A 20694-nucleotide genomic window follows, 5' to 3' on the forward strand; every position below is an offset into this window, starting at 1 on the left:
GCGACTCCCGACGTACCGTCACCTACCGCTGGATGGCCACTGATGCTCGACCTCCTCGACCACGCCCTGCGCTCCTCGCCGGAGAAGCCCGCCGTGCTCGGCGCCACGCGCACCGGGCGTCCCCGGGTCCGTGCCACCCGAGGCGAACTCGCGGGCCTGGCCGACGCGTACGCCTCCTCGCTGTACGCGCGCGGGCTGCGCCCGGGCGACACCGTCGGTGTCGCGGTGCGCCCCGGCCCCCGTGCGCTCGCCGTCCTGCTCGCCCTGTGGCGGCTCGGGCTGCGGGGCGCGGTGCTCGATCCCGGCGCGGGTCCCGATGTGCTGCGCGCCCGTCTCGCGTCGGCCCGGCCCTCGCTCGTGCTGGCCGACGCCGCTGCGCAGGCGGTCGCCGGGTGGGCCCGGCCACTGGCGGCGCGGGCACGGCTCGCCCTGCCCGCCCTCCACGAGTTCGGCACGGTGGCGACGGTCGGCCGCAGGCTCCCCGGCTGTGCACCCGCGCTCGGCGGGGCCGATGTCCGGGTCCCCGTGCGGGAGCACGCCGACGGTGACGCCGTCATCGTCTTCACCTCCGGCACGACCTCACGGCCGAGGGCCGTGGTGCACACCCGCTCCGGGCTCGCCGCAGGGATGGGGACGGTCTCCGCGCTGATCGGCGCCCGGCCGGGCGAACCGGTCGTCGGGGGGACCTTCTTCGTCCTCGTACCCTCGCTCGCCCAGGGAGCGCCGGTGGCGCTTCCCGCGCGTTCGCCCAAGGTCCTGGCGCGCCAGCTGCGAAGGCTGTCCCCCCAGGACACCTACCTGACACCGCCCCAGCTGCGGGACGCCCTCCGCGCGGGGGCGCGGTTCACGGGACGGGTGTGGACGGGGTCGGCGCCGGCGAGTGCCGAACTGCTGGGCCGGGTACGGGACGCGGGCGCCGCGGAGGCCTGGGGGGTGTACGCGCTCACCGAACTGTTCCCCGCCGCGGCCGTCGAGTCGCGCGACAAGGCGGCCTTCGAGGGGGCGGGGGATCTCGTCGGGGCCCCGCTGCCGGGCGTCGAGGTGCGGACGGAGGGCGGCGAGCTGCTGCTGACCGGTCCCGCGGCCAGGCACCGCTACCTCGGGGAGGCTCCCGACCCCTGGGTGCGCACCGGTGACCGGGCGCACCTCGACGCCACGGGCCGCATCGTGCTGGAGGGCCGCTGCAAGGACATGGTGCTGCGGCGTGCGGAGAACATCTACCCGGGCCTGTACGAGCCCGCCCTCCAGGTGCCGGGTGTCGAGCTCGCGGTACTCGTCGGCGTCCCGGCGGGCGACGGCGACGAACGACTGGTGGCCGTCGTCCAGCCCCGATCCGGTCATGGGGAGGCACAGTTGCGTTCCGCTCTCGCCGGGCCGCTGCACAGGATGGGCTCCGCCCGCCCGGACGCGGTGGTGTTCGCGGACGTCCCGCTGTCCGGCCGGTCCCGCAAGCCGGACCGGGCGGCGACGGCACTGCTCGCGGCGGAACGTCTCGACGCGAAGGCGGCTGCCCGATGACCGCTGCCCGCTCGGGACTCGCGCGGGCGAGGCGCCGCGACCGCCGGGTCTATCTGCGCTCCCACCCGTTCCTCTTCGCCCTGCTCGCCGCCACCCGCGGCCGCGCCGTCCGCCGGATCGGCCGCACGGTGCTCGTGCACGACGCTGACGCCTACCGCCAGGTGCTGACCGGCCTGCCCCTCGACCGTACGGCCGCCGGGACGACGGGAGGCGCGGCGCGATCGGCGCTGCGCGCGGCGGGCCACCACGACGCCGGAGTGCTGTTCGACCAGGAGGGCGCGGGCCACCGGGCCGGGCGACGGGCCCTGGCTCAGGGGCTCGGCGCGGCCGGCGTCGAGGAGCTGCGCGGCGTGTGGCGGCCGTTGCTCGCCGGACGGCTCGAACCACTGGCCGAGGGTGGCGAGGTGGACCTCGTCGCCCTCGCCGGCGAACTGTCGGGCACGGTCGTCTGCGCGCTGCTCGGTTCCGACGCGTCCCCGGCCGCGGTGGCCGCCGCCGCTGCCGATCTGGCCGCCGCCTCCGTCCGCGGTGAACTCCCCGGCCCCCGCCGGCCAGGAGCGCACGCCGCGTCGGCCCGTGCCACCCAGCGACTGAGGCAGTTGCTCGGCGAGGGGGACGACGCACTGGCCGCGATGGTGGCGGTCGCGGCCGTCAACACGACCGTCGCCGCGCTGCCCCGGGCGGTGGCCTGGTGCGCGGACGCCGGACTGTGGGACCAGGCCGCCGACGAACGACTGCGTCTGCCCTTGGTGGACGAACTGCTGAGGGTCACGGCCCCGTCCCCACTGCTGCCGCGGGTCGCCGCGGCGGACGGGGTGGTGGCGGGCTGCCCCGTGCGCTCGGGCGACCGTCTGCTGCTGGTCGCCCGTCACGCGGTGGACGCCCACGGCAGCGGCCCCGACGCCGAGCGGCCCGCCGCCCCGGACCTGGCCCATCTCGTCTTCGGCGCCGGCCCGCACACCTGCCCGGGAGCCAGACTCGCCCGCCTCCAACTGGCCGACGTGCTGGCGGCGTTGTCGGCACATCGCCCCGTCGTCGTCAGTGCCGTCGTGGACCGCGGCGCCGCTCTGCCCAGCTGGCGGAAACTGGTCGTCCGCTCCTCCGTGGAGGTGGCTCGATGAGCCGCCCTCGTATCGCGGTGACCGGCGCCTCCGGCTTCTGCGGCGGCCACGTCGCACGAGCCGCCGCGACGCGGGGCGCCGACGTGGTGTGCCTCGGCCGCCGCCCGGGACCGGTGGGCGAATTCCGGTTCTGGGACGCCGCATCGGGCCCGCCGGACCTGTCCGGCGTCGACCGGGTCGTGCACTGCGCGGCCGCGGTGGGCGACCCGCTGCCCGGTTCCGGCGCGGAGGCACGGATGCACGCGGTCAACGTGGACGGCACCGCACGGCTGCTGGCGGCGGCCGGGGACCGTCCCGTGGTGTGGGTGAGCAGCGCCAGCGTCTACGACCCGCGCCTCGACCGTGGCCTGGTCCGCGAGGACCATCCACGGACCGGGCACCTCAACGCGTACGGGCGCACCAAGGCCGCCGGCGAGGAACTCGCCCTCCGAGCGGGCGCCGTGGTGCTGCGTCCACGCGCCGTGTACGGCCCGGGTGACACCCAGCTCCTGCCGCGTCTGCTGTCCCGGGTCAGGGCGGGCACGCTCCTGCTCCCCGGGCCGGACGTACGGCTGAGCCTCACGGCGGTCGAGAACCTGGCCGACGCGTGTCTCGCGGCGCACACCTGGCCTCCCGGCGCGTACAACATCGCCGACCCCCGGCCCTACGCGCGGGACGCCGCCCTGCACCAGGTCCTGCGCGCCCATGGGGTGACGGCCCGTCTCCGGCATCTGCCTCTGGGCCTCGCCGAGGTGGCGGCCCGGACCGCGGAGGCGGTCGCACGCCGCGCCGGCACGGAGCCGGCACTCAGCCGCTACGCGGTGGACCAGCTCGCCCACACGGTCGTCCTGGACGTGTCCCGCGCCCGGACCCAGGGCTGGACCCCCCACCGCTCCCTGCCCGACTACCTCGCGAGCCCTACCGCCTGACGCCCCCGCACCACCCACAACGCCGGCGGCCCGCCCCGCGGGGGCGACACACACCGGCCCGCCCCGCCAGGGGCGACACGCAACCGCTCAGCCCGCCGGCTTCTTCGCCCGGCTCGGCTGTACCCGCTTCGGCTCCCCCGGCATCTTCGGATAGTCCGGCGGGTACGGCAGGTCGCTCAGTCCGTGCTCGCGCTCGTCCTTGCGCGACAGCTCCAGCAGGCTGTCCAGCGAGAACGCGTGGTCGTCCATGTCGGCGTGCACGTCTCCCAGTTCCGCGAACCGCCCCGGCATCGTGGCCAGGTCGAAGTCCAAGGGCGACACGTCCTCGAGTTCGTCCCAGCGCAGCGGGGCGGACACGAGCGCCTTCGGGTTCGGGCGTACGGAGTACGCGGAGGCGATCGTGCGGTCGCGGGCGGTCTGGTTGTAGTCGACGAAGATCCGCTCGCCGCGCTCCTCCTTCCACCAGGCCGTGGTGACCCGCCCCGGCATCCGCCGCTCGAGTTCTCTGGCCACGGCGATGGCGGCGCGGCGCACCCCGGTGAACTCCCAGCGGGGTTCGATCGGCACGAAGACGTGGACGCCGCGGCCTCCGGACGTCTTGGGCCAGCCGCGCAGGCCGTGCTCCTCCAGCAGGGGGCGCAGTTCGAGGGCGGCCTTGACGGCGTCCTTGAAGTCGGTGCCCGGCTGCGGGTCGAGGTCGATGCGCAGCTCGTCGGGGTGGTCGACGGCGTCCCTGCGCACGGGCCAGGGGTGGAAGGGCAGCGTGCCGAGGTTGGCGGCCCAGATCACGGCGGCGACCTCGGTGGGGCAGATCTCGTCCGCGGTGCGTCCGCTGGGGAAGGAGATGTGGGCGGTCGGGATCCAGTCGGGGAGGTACTTGGGGGCGCGCTTCTGGAAGAAGGACTCGCCCTCCACGCCCTCCGGGTAGCGTTCGAGGGTGGTGGGCCGGTCGCGCAGGGCGCGCAGGATGCCGGGCCCGACGGACAGGTAGTACTGGGCCACGTCCAGCTTGGTGAACCCCCGCGCGGGGAAGTAGATCTTGTCCGGGTTGGACAGCCGTACGGTCCGCCCGCCTGCTTCCAGTTCCACCGCTGCACCCATGTGGGCCACGGTAGGCCGAGCACGGTTGTGCCGCATATCGGGCAGAATCGCCCCATGGATCTGCCCGTGATGCCGCCCGTGAAGCCGATGCTCGCCAAGGCCGTGAAGAAGATTCCGCCGGGAATGCACTACGAGGCGAAATGGGACGGCTTCCGGGCGATCGTGCACCGGGACGGCGACGAGCTGGTCATCGGATCCCGCACCGGCAAGCCTCTCACCAGGTATTTCCCGGAGCTGGTGGCCTCGCTGTCGGACAATCTGCCCGCGCGCTGCGTCATCGACGGGGAGATCGTCATCGCGCACGAAGGGCGCCTGGACTTCGACCGGCTCACGGAGCGTATCCACCCGGCGGACTCCCGGGTGCGGATGCTCGCCGAGCGGACACCGGCCAGCTTCGTCGCCTTCGACGTGCTCGCGCTGGGCGACGAGTCGCTCATGGACGCCCCGTTCAGGGCGCGCCGGGAGCGGCTCGAGGAGGCCCTCGCGGACACCCGGCCGCCGGTGCATCTCACGCCGACGACCACCGACACCGAGGTCGCGCAGCAGTGGTTCGACCAGTACGAGGGGGCGGGGCTCGACGGCGTCGTCGCCAAGCCGCCGGACCTGCCGTACCGGCCGGACACCCGGCTGATGTACAAGGTCAAGCACGAGCGCACCGCCGATGTCGTCGTCGCCGGCTACCGCTTCCACAAGAGCGGCCCGGTCGTCGGTTCGTTGCTGCTCGGGCTGTTCGACGACTCGGGGGCGCTCCAGCACGTCGGCGTCTGCGCGGCGTTCTCGATGAAGCGGCGCGAGGAGCTAGTGGCGGAACTGGAGCCGCTGCTCATGGACCCGGTGGACGATCATCCCTGGGCCGCCTGGGCGGAGGAGAGCGCCCATGCGAGCGCCCGGCTGCCCGGCGCGCCGAGCCGCTGGTCGGGCAAGAAGGACCTGTCCTGGGTGGCGTTGCGGCCCGAGCGGGTGGTGGAGGTGGCCTACGACCACATGGAGGGCGACCGTTTCCGGCACACCGCGCAGTTCCGGCGGTGGCGCCCGGACCGGGACCCCTCCAGTTGCACGTACGCGCAGCTGGAGGAGCCGGTGAGCTACGACCTGGCCCAGGTGCTGCCGCCGCCAGGCGGGTGAGCAGGGGTCGGCGCCCGGAGCCGGGCCGTCGCTGGGACCGGGTGGCGGCGTGACAGGCGGAGTGGGTGACTCGCCCGGCGGCTCGGACGGCGACGGGGACGGCGTGGGGCAGTCCGGCTCGGAGGGCCCAGGATCGGGGGACGGGTCCGGCGAGGGATCCGGTGACGGATCGGGGGACGGGTCCGGTGAGGGATCGGGAGACGGGTCGGGCGAAGGATCCGGCGACGGATCCGGACCCGGCACGCTCGGCCGCGGCCGGGGAACCGGGTCGCGTGTCGGCGTGGGCACCGGCGCGGGCGGGCCGCCCGGCGGCCCGATGATGATCTCGCCGCCGCCCCCTCCCCCACCGTCGCCGCCGTCGCCGACGGGCCGCTCGGCCGGTGTGTCGCCGCCGGCGCCCGGGCTGGTGGGAAGCACGCCCCGGCCGTCGGCCACCGGGTGGACACCCTTGCGGTAGAAATCGAGCCAGGCGAGCACCGTGCGCAGGTATTCCTGCGAGTGGTTGTAGCTGAGTATCGCCCGGTCCAGGTGGGCCTTGAGCGAGAGGCTCCGCTCGCCCGCGCAGAGATAGCGGCCGGCGGCGAGCGCGGCGTCGTGGATGTTGTTGGGGTCCCTGCGGCCGTCGCCGTTCGCGTCCTGCCCCCAGTTCGCCCAGGTGGACGGTATGAACTGCATGGGCCCCACCGCACGGTCGTACCGGGTGTCGCCGTCCCAGGCGCCGTCGTCGGTGTCGGCGATGTGCGCGAAGCCGTTGCCGTCGAGGACCGGGCCCAGGATCGGCGAGAGCGTGGTACCGGCGGCGTCGACACGGCCGCCGGAGGCCTGCCCGGACTCCACCTTGCCGATGGCGGCGAGCAGTTGCCACGGCAGCCGGCAGCCCGGGTCACTGCGCCCCATCCGTGCCTCCGCGCCGCGGTAGGCGGCGAGGACGGTGGCCGGGATGCCCGACTCGGCGCGGACCGGGTCCACCCGCACGGCCGGTCCGGAGCCGGGTACCGGCGCGGTCGGAACCGGTACGGGCAGCGGGGGCAGCTCGACGTGGTACGAGTCGTCGTTGGGTGTGACGGGCCAAGTACCCGCGTCCGCCGCGTTGTCGGCATCGGCGGCGGGACGGGGCGGTACGAGTCCGGGCGCCTGCGAGGCGGTGAGCGCCGTCATGGCGGCGACGGCCGCCGCGGTTCCGGCCAGTCCCCGGCGCAGCCGCCTCCTGGGGGGCCTCATGAGCCGGATCCGAAGGTGTCGATGCCGGCGATGCGCCACGTGCCGTCCTTGTGGACGGCGTCCACGGCGAGCATGGCGGCGGCGTACGTGGTCTCTTCCTTGGTCGCGGTGCGCGTGTTGCTCTGGTCGGCGTAGACGAGGACACGGGCCCGGTCATTGTCGATCTGTTCCACGCCGCTCCCGGTGACGGTGGTGGTCAGCACCAGCTTCTGCTTCGGGCCTTCCTTGACGACGGCCGCGAGCATCTCGGCGTGCTGCGGGACCGCCCGGCCGGTCAGGTGCGTCTTCGCGGCCTGGTCGAGCGCTCCCGCGTCGGCGAAGTTGTAGGAGAAGACGGCTTCGACGGCCGTGGTGACCTGCCCCTTGACCTCGCTGGTGCGGGCGGTGTCGGTGAGGGCCGTGTTGCGCGCGGCCGGCCGGTCACGCAGGTCGGCGGCGTGGCCGGCGGCGAAGGCGGCGAAGCCGCCGAGAAGGACGGTCAGCACGGCGAGGACGGCCAACAGCCTGTTGCGTCGGGCCCGCGCCCCGCGCGAGAGGGCTTCGCCGTCGGGTTCCGCCCGCCCGGGCGCCCCTTTCACGGCGGCGGATGCCCGGCCCGGGGTCCGCTTGCCGCCCGCCCTGCCGGCGTCGCGGGCGGGGGCCCGCTCCCGGCCCTGGTCCTCCGGCGGCGCGCCGCCGGAGGGCGGCGCGGCCGTGGAGCCGGCGGCGCGCGAGGCGGCGCCGGCAAGTCGGCGCTGTCTGTTGATGAGGTGCCGGGTCGTCGACATGTCGGGAGTCCTCTCGGTGGTTACTCGGCCGCGGTGTTGCCGACGGGTGCCTGACCGAGGGCGCTGAGCTTCCATCCCTGCGGTGTGCGGGTCAGCTCGCCGAGCATCCGGCTCTCCTTGCGGGCCGGTTCGCCCTCGGGAGCGGCCACCGTGATCCGCAGGGCGACCATCACGCTCGCCCGGCCGGCCCTGTCGTCGAGTTCCGTCACCGCCGCGGAGAGCACCTTGGCGCTGGTGACCGTCCTCGCCTCCTGGATCTGCCGCTCGAACTCGCCGCGTCCGTCGACGAGTTGCCGGTACAGCTCGCCGGTGGCGGAGTCCTCCCAGGTGTCGAGGCCGCCCTTGAGGTCCCGGTGGTCGAGGGTGTTCATGTTCTGTACGGCCTGACGGCCGGCGGCCAGGGCCTCGTCGCGTTTGTGCGCGAAGGCCAGGGAGTCGTCGTGCGCGGCCCCGTACCAGGACCAGCCTCCCCAGCCGGCGAACGCGGCCGCCACGACGGTCAGCGCGAGAGCCGCCGCGACCACCGGGTTTCTCGTCGTCCGTGCCATGTGCCCCTCTTCCTTCCCTGTCGGTGCACCGATGTCGGGTCCACCGCTGTCGTGCCGCTCCTGGGTGTCACCGGGACGTGATGTCGACGATCCGCCAGTGCCCGTCGCCGAGTTCGGCCGTGACGGACAGCTGGGCGGGGGCGGTCGACGGTGCTCCGCCCTGCCGCTGGGAGACCTGGTCGAGGAAGACCAGGAGCTGTGCGCTGCTGCCGTTCAGCCGGGTCACCCCGGCGCGTACGACATGGGTGGTGAGCGTCAGCTTCTGTTCGGCGGCGCGCTTCTCGACCTGGCCGAACAGCTCCGCGTACTGGCGGGCCGCCTTGCCGGCGAGCAGATGGCGCGCCGCCTCGCGGGTGGCTCCGGTGTCGCCGGGGGTGTAGGAGAAGACCGACGTCAGCGCGTTGCTGACGTCGCCGGTGACGCGCGCGGTGGCTGCGGTGTCGGTGAGCGCCCGGTTGTCCGCTGCGGGGTCTCCGGTCAGCTGCCCCGCCTTCAGCAGGAACAGGGTTCCGCCGATCAGCAGCGCGAGCACCAGGGCGGCGACCGCGGGGGCCCGCCATCGGCGGTGTCCGGCCGGGCCTGCCCCGGCGGACGCGGCCGGCGGTTCGCTGTCCCGCGCGGGCCGGTGGCTCGGCCCGGGCGCCGCCGTGGTGACGTCCTCGCCGGTGCTCATGACCGCTCCCGCCTCGTCGCCGCGCATGTCACACCCCTCCGACCGGGACCGCCGCCAGGGACCGGAGCTTCCAGCCGCCGGCGGTGCGGGCGAGGCCGGCTTCCAGCCGCTTGCGTTCGGTGTCCGGCGCCCCGCCGCCGGCCGTGTCCGTCTCCACCTCGACGGTGGCGATCAGCTCGGCGGTACCGGTCCGGTCGTCCAGCGCGGTCAGGGCCGCGTCGGTGATCCGGGCACGCGCCGTCGGGCCGGCCTTGGTCTTCGCCTGTCGCAGTTCCTCACGCAGCGGTCCGGTGGAGGCGTCGAGCCACCGCCGGAGCGCCGCTTCGGGCTTTCTGCCGTCGAAGCTGGTGAGGGTCTCGACGTGTCGCTTCCCTTCGGCGAGGGCCGCGTCGCGGGAGGCGGCGAAGGCCAGGGACTCGTCGCCGTCGGCCTGCGCGTAACTCCAGCCGCCGAACGCGCAGAACAGCAGGGCCAGTACGACGGAGGTCCGGGCGGCGAGCCCCGCTCTGCCTTTCCTCATGGCGCGACCTCCAGGCCAAGGAGACCGCTCATGCCGGAGGCCGAGCCGGTCACCGGCGGCAGGCCGAGTGCCCCCGGCAGCGTCGCCGACCTGTCGCCTCCGCCGGTGCCCGTACCGACCGCCGAGGACGCGCTGCCCGGCCGTGCGGGGTCGGGCACCGGGCCGCCGGTGGGCGCGTTCGCGCTGCCGCGGACGTTCTTGCCGCTGCTCGGCGGTGAGGTGCATCGCGCGGCGGTGTCGGTGGCGGTGGCGGGCGAGGTGTCGAGGCCGTTGCGGTAGACGGTGGAGCCGTATCCGTCGGTGCACGGCAGCGGCTCGAAGAAGGTGACGGACATGCCGAACCGTGCTCCCTCGCCGGTGACGGCGGTGGCTCCCGCGGCGGCGACCGCCGGCAGTTTCACCAGGAGTTCCTCGATGCCGTTCTGCCGGGTGACGGCGACCTCGGAGGTGGTGAGGAGGTTGGCCACGACGACGCCGAAGGCCGGGTCGAGGTCGCGGAGCAGCCCGCTGATCTGTCCGGCGGCACCGGGCGCGGCGGCGATGAGCTCGCGCAGGTCGGTGTCCGAGCCCTTCAGCTCGGCCGCGAGTTCCCTGGCGCCGCCCGCGAAGTCCTTGAGCGCCCTGCCGTGTTCGATCTGGGTGCGCAGTACGGTCTCTCCTTCGATCATCAGCCGGGTGTTGACGGGCAGTGCCTCGTCGGCGGCGAGGACGAACTCGTTGCCGTTGTCGAGCAGCACCTGGAGGTCGTCGCCGCGGCCGTTCAGTGCCGCGCCGAACTCGTCGACGACGGTGCGCAGGGACTCCAGATCGACCGAGGAGGCGAGGTCGTCGACCCCGGTGAGGACGTCGGTGACGGGAGCGGGCAGTCGGGTGGAGGCGCGGGCGATGACCGAGCCGTCCTCCAGGTAGGGGGCGTCGTCGCTCGCCGGCCGCAGGTCGATGTACTGCTCGCCCACGGCGGAGAGATTGGCGACGACGGCTTCGAGGTCGGCGGGGATGCGCGGGGCGTCGTCCTTGATCCGCAGCTCGGCCGCCACGCCGTCCTGCGTGAGCTCGATGTCGCCGACCCGTCCGACGGACACTCCCCGGTAGGTCACGTTCGAGTGGGTGAACAGGCCACCGGTCTGCGCCAGTTCGACCTTCACGGTGTAGTGGTCGCGCATGCCGACGAGGTGGCCGAGGTCGGCGTGGCGGACGCCGACGAACCCCAGCACCAGGACGGTGATGACCAGGAACGCGATGTTCTTGAGGCGTATGGCGGTCGTGAGCATCAGCGGGCCCCTCCACCCTGGCCGGTGGTGCCGGTGACCGCGGGGAGCGGCAGGGGCGCGGTGCCCCTGGCCCGCGCGGCGGCAGGCTCCTCGTCGTCGGGCACGAACTCGGGGATGATCGTCGTGCCGGGTGCGGCCGTCACATCGAGGTAGACGTTGAGGTAGTCGCCCTTCACCCCGCGCAGCACCTCGTCGGTGAACGGGTAGGTGAGCAGCACCTGGAGGGAGTCGGGCAGGTCCTGGCCGGAGTCGGCGAGCGCCTTGAGGGTCGGCGCCAGGGCCTTCAGGCTCGCGATGGTGTCGGCCTTGGACTTGTCGATGGTGTCGACGGCGACGGTGGACAGGGTGCCCAGCGCCCGCAGCATCGTGAGCAGCGAACCGCGCTGTTCCTCCAGCACCTTCAGTCCTGGGCTCAGACCGGTGAGGACGGTGCCGACCTGCTGTTTGCGGGTGGCGAGGGTGGCGGCGAGCCGGTTGACCCCGTCGAGGGCGGCGGTGATGTTCTCCTTGTTGTCGTCGAGGCTGGTGACGAGGGTGTCGAGTCGCTTCAGCAGGGAGCGGACCTTCGGTTCACGGCCGCCGATCGCCTTGTTGAGCTCGGTGGCGATGGTCTTGATCTGGTTGACGCCGCCGCCGTTGAGCAGCAGCGACAGCGCGCCGAAGACCTCTTCCACCTCGGGGTTGCGGTTGGTGCGGCTCATCGGGATGGCCGCGCCGTCGGCGAGCGTGCCCTGTGCGGCCGTGGCCTTGTCGGGCGGGGTGAGCTGGATGTACTTCTCGCCGAGGAGGCTGGACTGTTCCAGACGGGCGTAGGCGTTCGCGGGCAGCTTCACGTCTCCGGCGACCCGCATGGTGACCTTCGCCGACCAGTCGTCCCGGTTGAGCGTGATCTTGGTGACGCGGCCGACGGCGACGTCGTTCACCTTCACCGACGACTGGGGGACGAGGCTGAGCACATCCGCGAACTCGGCGGTGATCTCGTACGGGTCGCTGCCGAGGTCGGCCCCGCCGGGCAGGGGCAGTTGCTCGATGCCGGAGAACTCGGGCACCGAGCAGCCGGCCGCCGACAGGGTGAGGCCGAGCGTCAGCGCGAGGGCGACGGCGCCGCGCCGGCGGGTTCGGGCGGCGGCTGGGCGGGCGGCCGCGCCGGTCAGAGAGGTCGGGGCGCGGTTCAACGGGACTCCCCCTTCCGCTTCTCGGGGGTGCCGTAGACCGTGCCGACCGGTGGCAGCGGCAGGGCGGGCAGCGCCTTTCGCCGTGAGCCGTCCACCGGCACGAGTCCGGCCGTGGACACGGTGTCGGGCGGGACGGTGATCTCGGGGCCGTAGCTGAGTTCGTTGATGTCGGCACGGCCGTTGAGGGTGCGGTTCACCCGGTCGTAGGCGTTCAGCGCGTTGCCGGCGGCGAGCGGGGCGGTGTCCATGGCCTCGGCGAGGGACGCCCGCTGGTCGACCAGGGTCCGGGTCAGCGGTACGAGCGCGTCGACGTTCTTCTTCAGGCTGCCGCGGTTGTCCTGGATGAAGCCTTTGACCTGGCCGAGCGCCGTGCCGAGTTCCTTGAGCGCGGCGCCCAGATTCTCCTTGTCGTCGGCCAGGAACCCGGTGACGGAAGCCAGTTGCTTCTCCGCCTTGGCGACGTTGCCGTCGTTCTTCTTCAGCATGGCGGTGAACGACTGGAGGTAGGACAGCGTGGCGAACAGGTCGCCGCTGCTGCCGTCGAGGGTCTTGGCGGCCTTGCCGAACTGCTCGATGGAGTCGCCGATGGCCTTGCCGTTGCCCTCGAGGTTGGCCGCGCCGGTGTCGAGGAGGCCGGCGAGCGCGCCGTCGGCGCCCGCGCCGTCGGGGCCGAGGGCCGTGCTGAGTTCGGTGATCGACGCGTACAACTGGTCGACCTCGAGGGGCATCGCGTTCCTCTCGGCGGGGAGCACCGCGCCGTCCTTGATCCGTTCGCCGCCGGTGTACGCGGGGGCGAGCTGGATGTAGCGGTCGGCGACGACGCTCGGTGCCACCACGACGGCGTGCGCGTCCTTCGGGACGTGGACGTCCTCGTCGAGCAGCAGGGTGACCCTCACCTGGTCGCCCTCGGGCCGCACGGTGTCCACGGTGCCGACCTTCACTCCGAGGACGCGCAGGTCGGATCCTTCGTAGACGCCGGTGGCCCGGTCGAAGTAGGCGGTGATCCGGGTCGCTGCGGACTCCTTCAGGGCCATCGCTCCGGACGTCCCGGCGACGGCCACGAGGGCCAGGCCCGCGCCGATGCCCACGATGCGCTTGAGGTTCACGATCCTCCGCCCTTCACGGTCGGCTTCGGGGGCATGCAGCCGGTGGCCGGCGGTGTGCCGGCGGGCAGGTAGTTCTTGGGGACGAGGCCGCAGACGTAGGTGTCGAACCAGCGGCCGTTGCCGAGGGTGTTGCCGACGAGCCGGTAGTACGGCCCGGCGAGGGCGAGGGTCCGGTCGAGCTTCTCCCGGTTCTTCAGCAGGACGGCGGTGACCTTGCCGAGCGCGTCGAGGGTCGGCTTCAGCTGCCGTTCGTTGTCCTGGACGACTCCGCCGAGCTGGATGCCGAGGCTCTTGGTGCCGGTGAGGAGCGCGTGGATGGCGTCGCGTCTGGACCTGATCTCGCCGAGGAGGTCGTTGCCGTCCTCGAGCAGCAGCTCGAAGCTGCTCTTCTTCCCGTCGAGGGTCTTGGTGAGCTGTTTGCTGCCCTTGAGGAGTTCGGCGAGCTGCGCGTCGCGTTCGGACACGGACCTCGACAGGGCGGCGAGGCCGGTCGCCGCGTTGCGGACGTTCGGCGGGGAGTCCTTGAAGGTGTCGTTGATCGTCCTGAAGCTCTCGGCGAGTTTCGCCGTGTCGATCTTCCCGATGGTCTCGCCGAGCCCGTTGAAGGCCTGGGTGACGTCGAACGGAGAGGTGGTGCGGCTGCTGGGGATGGGTTCGGAGGGGTCCTGGGCGCGGGTGCCGAGGGGGTCGACGGCGAGGTACTTGTCGCCGAGGAGGGTCTTGATGGCGATGGCCACGGTGCTGGAGTTGCCGATCCAGGCGTCCTTCACCAAGAAGTCGACCCTGACCCTGGCACCGGCGAGTGCCACGGCGGTGACTTCGCCGACCTTGACGCCGGCGACGCGCACCTCGTCGCCTTCGTCGAGCCCCGCCGCCTCCGTGAAGTCGGCTCTGTAGGTGGTTCCGCCGCCGACGAAGGGCAGGGCGTCCGCCTTGTAGGCGGTGATGCCGAGCAGGGCGAGGACGAGCAGGCCGACGAGGGCGACGGCGACGGGGTCGCGTTCCTTCACGGACCGCGGACGGAAGCGGAAGCTGTTCATCCGCGACACCTCGACTCGGTGATCCCGATTCCGGTGGGCGGCGGGCTGCCGTCCCACGTGGCGACATTCCTGACCTTCGCTGCGCAGAGGTAGAGGTTCAGCCACGAGCCGTAGGAGGCGAGGCGGGTGACGGCCTGCATCTTGGCGGGTGTCCGCTGAAGGAACTCCTCGACGCGGGGTGAGCCCTTGTCCAGCTGCCGGGACAGGCGGCCCAGCTCCGCGATGTCCTTCTTGAGGGGTTGCCGGCCGTCCTTCAGGAGGTCGGCGGTGACGGTGGTGAGGTCTGCCATGGCCGCGACGGCCTCCCCGAGAGGTTTGCGGTCGCCGGAGAATCCGCTGACCAGTTTCTGGAGGGTGACCACGAGTTCGTCGAAGCCCGCCTCGCGGTCGTTGACGGTCTTCAGGACGGTGTTGAGGTTCCTGACCACCTCGCCGATGACCTTGTCCTTCGCGGCGACGGTTCCGGTCAGCGAGCCGACGTGCCGCAGGATGCTGTCGACGGTGCCGCCCTCGCCCTGCAGAACCTGGACGATGGAGCCGGCGAGGTCGTTGATCTCCCCGGGCGACAGGCCTTCGAACAGCGGCTGGAAGCCGTTGAACAGCCGGGTGAGGTCGAGGGCGGGGGTGGTGCGCTCCAGCGGGATGGTGCTGCCCGCGGCGAAGGCGCGGCCGACCGGCCCCGTCCCCTGGTCGAGGTCGATGTAGCGCTGCCCGACCATGTTGAGGTACTTGATCGACGCGGTGACCGAGGCGGGCAGTGTGCGGCCCTTCTGGACGTCGAAGGCGACCTCGGCGACCCGGCGCTCGACGACCTTCACCGACTCGACCTGGCCGACCTTGACCCCCGCGATGCGCACGCTGTCTCCGGGGACGAGTCCGGTCGCGTCGGTGAAGCGCGCCTTGTAGGGGGACGTCTCGCCGACCGAGGTGTTGGCGATGCCGAAGGCGAGGGCGGTGGTGGCGAGGACGGTCACCACGATGAACGCGAGGGACTTGACCAGCGGCCCCGCGAGAGAGCGGCGTCTCACTTGAGCGTCACCTCCGCACCGCGGTAGACGGGGCCGGTCAGCACGCTGCTCCAGTCGGGCAGCTTGTCCGGGGCCTTCTTCAGCTCCGGCGCCATCAGTTCGTTGACGAGCCGGTTCTCCTGCGGCGAGTTGGGCAGGCCGAGGCTCTCGGCGGCCGCCCGCGCGGCGGAGGGGGCGGGCCTGCCGGTGTAGGGGACGGCGTAGCAGTGCGGTCCGCCGCCGCTGTCGTAGGCCGGGGTGTCCTTGCCGGACACGTACTTGCCCAGCGAGGGCACGGCGGTCACGTCCACATGGAGCCCCGGCTCGTCGGTGCCCTTGCCGAGGGCCTTGTCCATGGCGGGTACGAACCCGGCGAGGGTGCGCAGGGTGCACGGGAAGGAGGCCGAGTACTCGGCGAGCAGTTCGAGGGTGGGCCGGCCGGCGGCGGCCAGCCGGATCAGGTTGTTCCGGTTCTTTCGCAGGAAGGAGGTGAGGTCCTGCGCAGATGTGGTGGCCGAGCCGTACAGTCCGGCGAGCTGTGCCTGCTGGTCGGCGATGGTGCCGCTGGTGGTGGTGAAGTCGGTGAGCGCCTGGAGCACGTCGGGCGCGGCGTCCGCGTAGAGATGGCTCACCTCGACGAGGTGGGCGATGTCCCGGTTGAGCACCGGGAGTTGGGGGTTGAGCTTCTTCAGGTGGCCCTCGAGGGTGACGAGCGTTTCGCCGAGCTGGTCGCCGCGGCCCTGGAGTGCCTGGGAGACGGCGGTGAGGGTGGCGGACAGCTTCTCCGGCTTGACGGCGGTCAGCAGCGGCAGCACGTTGTCAAGGACCTGTTCCAGTTCGACGGCGTTGCTCGAGCGGTCCTGGGTGATGGTGTCCCCCGCGCCGAGCGTGCGTGCGGAGGGGTTGCGGGCGGGCGGCACGAGGGCGACGAAGCGCTCTCCGAAAAGGGTCGTCGGCAGCATCTGCGCGGTGACGTCGGCGGGCACCCGCCGGAGCTCGTCACGGTCGACGGCGAGGGTCAGCCGGGCTCCGGTGCCGTCGGCGCGGATGTCGCGGACCTCGCCGATGACGACGCCGCGCACTTTGACCTCGGCGCCCCGGTGCATCTCGTTGCCGGCCGCTCCGGTGAGGACGGTGACGGTGGCGTCGTCGGTGAACTTCTTGTCGTAGACGGCCACCGAGAGCCATACGAGCAGCACGGGCACGAGCAGGAAGGCCACGCCCGCGAGCCGTCTTCTTGCCGTGTGCGCGGTCATCCGGCCACCTTCACCGTCGTGGTCGCGCCCCAGATGGCGAGCGAGAGGAAGAAGTCGGTGAGGCTGATCAGCACGATGGCGTTGCGTACGGAGCGGCCGACGGCCACGCCCACACCGGCCGGGCCGCCAAAGGCGCGGAAGCCGTAGTAGCAGTGCGCGAGGATCACCATCACGCTGAAGATCAGCACCTTGAGGATCGACAGCAGGACGTCGTCCGGGGAGAGGAAGAGATCGAAGTAGTGGTCGTAGGTGCCGGCGGACTGGCCGTTGAACAGCACGGTGACCCAGCGCGAGGCGAGGTAGGAGCTGAGCAGTCCGATCACGTACAGCGGGATGATGGCCACGACGCCGGCGATGATGCGGGTGGTGACCAGGTACGGCATGGACCGCACGCCCATCGCCTCTAGCGCGTCGACCTCCTCGTTGATGCGCATCGCGCCGAGCTGGGCGGTGAATCCGGCGCCCACCGTGGCGGAGAGCGCGAGGCCGGCGACGAGCGGGGCGATCTCCCGGGTGTTGAAGTAGGCGGAGACGAAGCCGGTGAAGGCCGAGGTGCCGATCTGGTTGAGGGCCGCGTACCCCTGGAGTCCGACGACGGTGCCGGTGAACAGGGTCATGGCGATCATCACGCCGATGGTGCCGCCGATGACGCCGAGGCCGCCGCTGCCGAACGCGACCTCGGCGAGCAGGCGCTGGACCTCGCGCAGATAGCGGCGCAGGGTCTTCGGGATCCACAGGAGGGCCCGTACGTAGAAGATGAGCTGGTCACCGCCGCGGTCCAGCCGGCCGAGCACGGACATCGCTCAGCCCCCCTTCGGGGGGACGATCTGGAGATAGATCGCCGTGAGGACCATGTTCACGAAGAACAGCAGCATGAAGGTGATGACGACGGACTGGTTGACCGCGTCGCCGACGCCCTTGGGCCCGCCGCGCGGGTTGAGTCCGCGGTAGGCGGCGACGATGCCGGCGATGAAGCCGAAGATCAGGGCCTTGAGTTCGCTGATGTAGAGGTCGGGCAGCTGCGCGAGGGCGGAGAAGCTGGCGAGGTACGCGCCGGGGGTGCCGCCCTGCATGATCACGTTGAAGAAGTAGCCGCCGAGGGTGCCGACGACGGAGACCATGCCGTTGAGCAGTACGGCGACCAGCATGGTGGCCAGCACCCGCGGTACGACCAGGCGCTGGACGGGCGAGACGCCCATGACCTCCATGGCGTCGAGCTCTTCGCGGATCTTGCGGGAGCCGAGGTCGGCGCAGATCGCCGAGCCGCCGGCACCGGCGATCAGCAGGGCGACGATCAGCGGGCCGGCCTGCTGGATGACGGCGAGAACGCTGGCGCCGCCGGTGAACGACTGAGCGCCGAGCTGCTGGGTGAGCGAGCCGACCTGGAGGGCGATGACCGCGCCGAACGGGATGGACACGAGGGCGGCCGGGAGGATGGTGACACTGGCCACGAACCAGAACTGCTCGACGAACTCGCGCAGTTGGAACGGCCGGCGGAAGATCGCCCGGGTCACCTCGGCGGCGAGCGCGAACAGCTTGCCGGTCTCGCGCAGCGGGGCGAGCAGCTTCGCGGGCCCTCTCGCCGTCGGTACGCCGGCTGCCCTGTCGTCGGACGGTGCGGGCGGCCGCACCGGCAGCGGGGCGGTCATCCGGTGACTCCGCCGCCGGCCGGGCTGTAGCTCCGCATGATCGCGGTGCGGGCCGCCTCCGGCAGCTGGGCCATCATGCCGAGCACCCGTTCCCTGCGGCGCAGCGCACCCTGGCGGACGGGCATACCGGGTGAGGGTTCCAGCTGGGGGACGACGATCCGCGGTGGCCTTGCGTGGTCGCCGACGCCGGATCGCCGCTCCCTCGCCAGGGTGGCGGCGTCCTTCTCCTCCGACATCCCGATGGGGCCTTCCCGCCGCCCGCCGAGGAACTGGGCGACGACCGGTTCCTCGCTGGTCAGCAGCACCTCGCGGGGCCCGAAGGTGACGAGGTTGCGGCGGAAGAGCATGCCCATGTTGTCCGGAACGGTGGCCGCGATGTCGAGATTGTGGGTGACGATCAGCATCGTGGCGTCGATCTGCGCGTTGAGGTCGATCAGCAGTTGCGACAGATAGGCCGTGCGCACGGGGTCCAGACCGGAGTCGGGCTCGTCGCAGAGGATGATCTGCGGGTCGAGGACCAGGGCCCGGGCGAGCCCGGCGCGTTTGCGCATACCGCCGGATATCTCGCCGGGGAGTTTGCCCTCGGCGCCGAGGAGTCCGACGACCTCGATGCGCTCCATCACGATGCGCCGGATCTCTGACTCCTTCTTGCGGGTGTGCTCACGCAAGGGGAAGGCGATGTTGTCGAAGAGCGTCATCGATCCGAAGAGCGCGCCGTCCTGGAACATCAGGCCGAACAGTTTGCGCGTCTCGTAGATGTCGCGTTCGGGGCTGCCCACCATGTCGACGCCGTCGATGAGGACGCGGCCGCGTTCCGGCTTGAGCAGTCCGATGATGGATTTGAGGAAGACGGTCTTCCCGGTTCCCGAGGGCCCGAGCATGACGCTGACTTCTCCGGCCGGGAGGGTGAGCGTGACGTCCTGCCAGATGTTCTGTTTGCCGAAGGACTTGGTGAGTCCTTCGACGACTACCTCGATTCCCATTTCACCTCCCGTTCGGTGGTCCGTGGGCAGCGGGCTGCGCACGGGTGTCGAAAGTGGCGGAAGTGCACCGGGCGCCCGCACGTTACGTTCGGGTACGCAGCCGGGGCAATGGCTGTGACCAGCGCATTCAGGCCGAACTCATTGGTTTGTCACGCCATGACAACGCGGCGGGGAAACCTTGTCCCCCGGTGCGTACGGGCGCAGGGCGGCGGCGCCGGCCCGACCGCGGCCGGGCGGTGCGGGAGCGCGGTCATCGGGAGGACGGCTCCTTAGGTCTCCTGGCCGGGGAGCGGCGGAATCGTGGGCGGGCACTCGTTGTTCGGGCTGTTCGGGATGCACAGCGGGCCCTGCCTCATGGCGATCAGGTTGTCCGGCCCGGACAGTGACGCGCTGAACAGCTGGTCGAGGTCCTCACCGCCCGTACCGCAGCCGGAGAACTCGGGGATCGTCACAGTGCCCCGCATCGGTCCGCCCTTGAAGACGTTCTCGTAGTCGGGGAACTTGCCGTGCAGGACCACCCGGTAGGGGCGGGCCGTCCGGCAGGCGGGGCCGACGTCCAGCGGTGTGCCGTTGACCTCGACGTCGTAGACGCGCAGCGACTGGTAGAAGCCCGCCTGGGCGAAGTTGATCCTGTTGGGCGGTGAGCCGATGGTTCCGGTGGAGATGGTGACGGGACCGTTGGTGAACTCGACCTTCGCGGTGACGGGCTGGAACCCGAAGGTGAGGAAGGTCGATGTGGCGTCCGGCAACGGCAGTTCGCCGTACGAGTCGGCGCGGAAGTAGCTGCCGCCGGGCCGGGTGCCCGGACGGGACACCGACCGGGTGACGGCCAGCACGTTGATGAGCCGCGGAGCGCCGGAGGGATCGTTGACGATCATCGCGCCGCCGAGCTTCTCGACGTTGGCGAAACCGACGGCGTACGCGCAGCCGAGCCTGCCGGGCAGGATGGTGACGCGGGGCGGTTCGCCGCCGGGCGGGGGCCGGGGCACGAAGCTCTCGTCGATCCCGCCGGCGGGCTTCTCCGTCGGGCAGGGGCTCGCGGGTTCGGACGGCGAGGGTTCTACGGCGATGTCCTGTGGCCGCACGGGCTCCTCGGCGGTGGGGGACGCGGAGGGGCCCGGCTCCTGCGAAGGGTCGGGGCGGGTGCCGCCGGGCACGGGCACAGGCACGGTCGCCAGCAGGGCGTCCTGTCCTTCGGCCGGCCGGCAGTCGACGGGGGCAAGCGCCGCCGGCTGCGTCTCCTCACCCGTCCGCGGCCGCAGTTCCAGCTTCATGGCGTCCGCGGTGAAGGTGATGTCGCCGGGGGCGGTGACGGTCACGGAGGGGACGGCGCCGCTGTGTTCGAGCACCAGGTCTCCCGAGCCGTCCGGTACGGGAACGGCCGGCGCGGCCAGAGCTCCCCAACGGGCCTCGGCAGAACGCCCTTTCTGTGCGACGAGCACGGTGAGATCGGCAAGACCGGCGACGGCCGTCGTGCCCTGCGGCAGCACACCTTCGAGGGCGGCCGGCCCGATCGTCAGCCGCACGGCCGGTGAACCGGGCCGGACGGGCCGGTTCACCACGCCCGCGTCCGGATACACGCCGGTGATCTCTGCGGTCACGGTACGGGTGCCCGACGGGAACCCGCACTCGTACGCCACACTCACATCGGTGTCCTGCGCCCGGGCGGCAGAACCGGGACCTGCCAGAATTCCGGCGACCAATC

19 protein-coding genes and 1 pseudogene are annotated in these 20694 nt (G+C 72.2%); 4 read left to right on the forward strand and 16 right to left on the reverse strand.

Annotated features, from left to right (window positions below; all coding sequences use genetic code 11):
• The first annotated feature begins 42 nt into the window (after positions 1-42).
• From ACIPJI_RS21265 to ACIPJI_RS21275, 3 genes are read left to right on the forward strand one after another with little or no spacing between them, the layout of a single operon-like run.
• Positions 43-1518 (forward strand): class I adenylate-forming enzyme family protein, encoded by a 1476-nt coding sequence (locus ACIPJI_RS21265; RefSeq protein WP_402247985.1) that lies wholly within the window; start codon positions 43-45, stop codon positions 1516-1518.
• Positions 1515-2639 carry a cytochrome P450 gene (locus ACIPJI_RS21270; protein ID WP_402247987.1) on the forward strand — a complete coding sequence of 375 codons (1125 nt, stop codon included), beginning with the start codon at positions 1515-1517 and terminating at the stop codon, positions 2637-2639. The genes ACIPJI_RS21265 and ACIPJI_RS21270 overlap by 4 nt, the downstream gene beginning before the upstream one ends.
• Entirely contained in the window at positions 2636-3547 is a 912-nt protein-coding gene (locus tag ACIPJI_RS21275; protein WP_402247989.1) for an NAD-dependent epimerase/dehydratase family protein, read from the forward strand. The genes ACIPJI_RS21270 and ACIPJI_RS21275 overlap by 4 nt, the downstream gene beginning before the upstream one ends.
• 87 nt (positions 3548-3634) lie before the next feature.
• On the opposite strand, the gene ligD is transcribed toward ACIPJI_RS21275, so the two are convergent.
• A complete protein-coding gene (gene ligD, locus ACIPJI_RS21280; RefSeq protein ID WP_356625402.1) occupies positions 3635-4648 on the reverse strand; it encodes a non-homologous end-joining DNA ligase in 1014 nt (337 codons plus the stop codon).
• Between the two features lie 54 nt (positions 4649-4702).
• Here ligD and ACIPJI_RS21285 point away from each other — a divergent pair, with 54 nt between their 5' ends.
• Entirely contained in the window at positions 4703-5773 is a 1071-nt protein-coding gene (locus ACIPJI_RS21285) for an ATP-dependent DNA ligase (RefSeq protein WP_402247991.1), read from the forward strand.
• On the opposite strand, the pseudogene ACIPJI_RS21290 reads toward ACIPJI_RS21285, so the two are convergent.
• The 15 genes and pseudogenes from ACIPJI_RS21290 to ACIPJI_RS21360 all read right to left on the reverse strand — a co-directional run.
• A pseudogene (locus ACIPJI_RS21290) lies at positions 5768-6994 on the reverse strand (lytic transglycosylase domain-containing protein); the annotation flags it as partial. The gene ACIPJI_RS21285 and the pseudogene ACIPJI_RS21290 sit on opposite strands and share 6 nt — an antisense overlap.
• Positions 6991-7761, reverse strand: a complete 771-nt coding sequence (locus tag ACIPJI_RS21295; protein ID WP_402247993.1) for a hypothetical protein — start codon at positions 7759-7761, stop codon at positions 6991-6993. The gene ACIPJI_RS21295 and the pseudogene ACIPJI_RS21290, both read right to left, overlap by 4 nt.
• 20 nt (positions 7762-7781) lie before the next feature.
• Entirely contained in the window at positions 7782-8309 is a 528-nt protein-coding gene (locus tag ACIPJI_RS21300) for a hypothetical protein (RefSeq protein WP_402247995.1), read from the reverse strand.
• Between the two features lie 67 nt (positions 8310-8376).
• Positions 8377-9009, reverse strand: a complete 633-nt coding sequence (locus ACIPJI_RS21305; protein ID WP_402247997.1) for a hypothetical protein — start codon at positions 9007-9009, stop codon at positions 8377-8379.
• A gap of 1 nt (position 9010) precedes the next feature.
• Complete coding sequence (locus ACIPJI_RS21310) at positions 9011-9502, reverse strand: hypothetical protein (protein WP_402247999.1); 492 nt, start codon at positions 9500-9502, stop codon at positions 9011-9013.
• Positions 9499-10773 (reverse strand): MCE family protein, encoded by a 1275-nt coding sequence (locus ACIPJI_RS21315; protein WP_402248000.1) that lies wholly within the window; start codon positions 10771-10773, stop codon positions 9499-9501. Before ACIPJI_RS21315 ends, ACIPJI_RS21310 begins: the two co-directional genes overlap by 4 nt.
• The gene (locus ACIPJI_RS21320; protein ID WP_402248002.1) at positions 10773-11948 is read right to left on the reverse strand and encodes an MCE family protein; all 1176 of its coding nucleotides are present in this window, start codon (positions 11946-11948) and stop codon (positions 10773-10775) included. The genes ACIPJI_RS21315 and ACIPJI_RS21320 overlap by 1 nt, the downstream gene beginning before the upstream one ends.
• A complete protein-coding gene (locus tag ACIPJI_RS21325; RefSeq protein ID WP_402248004.1) occupies positions 11945-13054 on the reverse strand; it encodes an MCE family protein in 1110 nt (369 codons plus the stop codon). The genes ACIPJI_RS21320 and ACIPJI_RS21325 overlap by 4 nt, the downstream gene beginning before the upstream one ends.
• Positions 13051-14094 (reverse strand): MCE family protein, encoded by a 1044-nt coding sequence (locus ACIPJI_RS21330; RefSeq protein ID WP_402248006.1) that lies wholly within the window; start codon positions 14092-14094, stop codon positions 13051-13053. Before ACIPJI_RS21330 ends, ACIPJI_RS21325 begins: the two co-directional genes overlap by 4 nt.
• Complete coding sequence (locus ACIPJI_RS21335; RefSeq protein WP_402248008.1) at positions 14091-15122, reverse strand: MCE family protein; 1032 nt, start codon at positions 15120-15122, stop codon at positions 14091-14093. The genes ACIPJI_RS21330 and ACIPJI_RS21335 overlap by 4 nt, the downstream gene beginning before the upstream one ends.
• On the reverse strand, positions 15119-16357 hold the full coding sequence (locus ACIPJI_RS21340; RefSeq protein ID WP_402248010.1) for an MCE family protein: 1239 nt from the start codon (positions 16355-16357) through the stop codon (positions 15119-15121). The genes ACIPJI_RS21335 and ACIPJI_RS21340 overlap by 4 nt, the downstream gene beginning before the upstream one ends.
• Positions 16354-17157 (reverse strand): MlaE family ABC transporter permease, encoded by an 804-nt coding sequence (locus ACIPJI_RS21345; RefSeq protein WP_402248011.1) that lies wholly within the window; start codon positions 17155-17157, stop codon positions 16354-16356. Before ACIPJI_RS21345 ends, ACIPJI_RS21340 begins: the two co-directional genes overlap by 4 nt.
• 3 nt (positions 17158-17160) lie before the next feature.
• Positions 17161-18006 carry an ABC transporter permease gene (locus ACIPJI_RS21350; RefSeq protein WP_356619644.1) on the reverse strand — a complete coding sequence of 282 codons (846 nt, stop codon included), beginning with the start codon at positions 18004-18006 and terminating at the stop codon, positions 17161-17163.
• Positions 18003-18989, reverse strand: a complete 987-nt coding sequence (locus tag ACIPJI_RS21355; RefSeq protein ID WP_402248013.1) for an ABC transporter ATP-binding protein — start codon at positions 18987-18989, stop codon at positions 18003-18005. The genes ACIPJI_RS21350 and ACIPJI_RS21355 overlap by 4 nt, the downstream gene beginning before the upstream one ends.
• Before the next feature lie 269 nt (positions 18990-19258).
• On the reverse strand, positions 19259-20635 hold the full coding sequence (locus ACIPJI_RS21360) for a DUF6801 domain-containing protein (protein WP_402248015.1): 1377 nt from the start codon (positions 20633-20635) through the stop codon (positions 19259-19261).
• Positions 20636-20694: the final 59 nt, after the last annotated feature.

The sequence above is a fragment of the Streptomyces sp. NPDC086835 genome (assembly GCF_044745705.1).
Classification (GTDB): Bacteria; Actinomycetota; Actinomycetes; order Streptomycetales; family Streptomycetaceae; genus Streptomyces.

What these genes read in the sequence shown, in the direction of transcription:
- ACIPJI_RS21265 (WP_402247985.1), top strand. Translation starts at nt 43, where the DNA reads ATGCTCGACCTCCTCGACCACGCCCTGCGCTCCTCGCCGGAGAAGCCC.
- ACIPJI_RS21270 (WP_402247987.1), top strand. Translation starts at nt 1,515, where the DNA reads ATGACCGCTGCCCGCTCGGGACTCGCGCGGGCGAGGCGCCGCGACCGC.
- ACIPJI_RS21275 (WP_402247989.1), top strand. Translation starts at nt 2,636, where the DNA reads ATGAGCCGCCCTCGTATCGCGGTGACCGGCGCCTCCGGCTTCTGCGGC.
- ligD (WP_356625402.1), bottom strand. Translation starts at nt 4,648, where the DNA reads ATGGGTGCAGCGGTGGAACTGGAAGCAGGCGGGCGGACCGTACGGCTG.
- ACIPJI_RS21285 (WP_402247991.1), top strand. Translation starts at nt 4,703, where the DNA reads ATGGATCTGCCCGTGATGCCGCCCGTGAAGCCGATGCTCGCCAAGGCC.
- ACIPJI_RS21295 (WP_402247993.1), bottom strand. Translation starts at nt 7,761, where the DNA reads ATGTCGACGACCCGGCACCTCATCAACAGACAGCGCCGACTTGCCGGC.
- ACIPJI_RS21300 (WP_402247995.1), bottom strand. Translation starts at nt 8,309, where the DNA reads ATGGCACGGACGACGAGAAACCCGGTGGTCGCGGCGGCTCTCGCGCTG.
- ACIPJI_RS21305 (WP_402247997.1), bottom strand. Translation starts at nt 9,009, where the DNA reads ATGCGCGGCGACGAGGCGGGAGCGGTCATGAGCACCGGCGAGGACGTC.
- ACIPJI_RS21310 (WP_402247999.1), bottom strand. Translation starts at nt 9,502, where the DNA reads ATGAGGAAAGGCAGAGCGGGGCTCGCCGCCCGGACCTCCGTCGTACTG.
- ACIPJI_RS21315 (WP_402248000.1), bottom strand. Translation starts at nt 10,773, where the DNA reads ATGCTCACGACCGCCATACGCCTCAAGAACATCGCGTTCCTGGTCATC.
- ACIPJI_RS21330 (WP_402248006.1), bottom strand. Translation starts at nt 14,094, where the DNA reads ATGAACAGCTTCCGCTTCCGTCCGCGGTCCGTGAAGGAACGCGACCCC.
- ACIPJI_RS21340 (WP_402248010.1), bottom strand. Translation starts at nt 16,357, where the DNA reads ATGACCGCGCACACGGCAAGAAGACGGCTCGCGGGCGTGGCCTTCCTG.
- ACIPJI_RS21345 (WP_402248011.1), bottom strand. Translation starts at nt 17,157, where the DNA reads ATGTCCGTGCTCGGCCGGCTGGACCGCGGCGGTGACCAGCTCATCTTC.
- ACIPJI_RS21350 (WP_356619644.1), bottom strand. Translation starts at nt 18,006, where the DNA reads ATGACCGCCCCGCTGCCGGTGCGGCCGCCCGCACCGTCCGACGACAGG.
- ACIPJI_RS21355 (WP_402248013.1), bottom strand. Translation starts at nt 18,989, where the DNA reads ATGGGAATCGAGGTAGTCGTCGAAGGACTCACCAAGTCCTTCGGCAAA.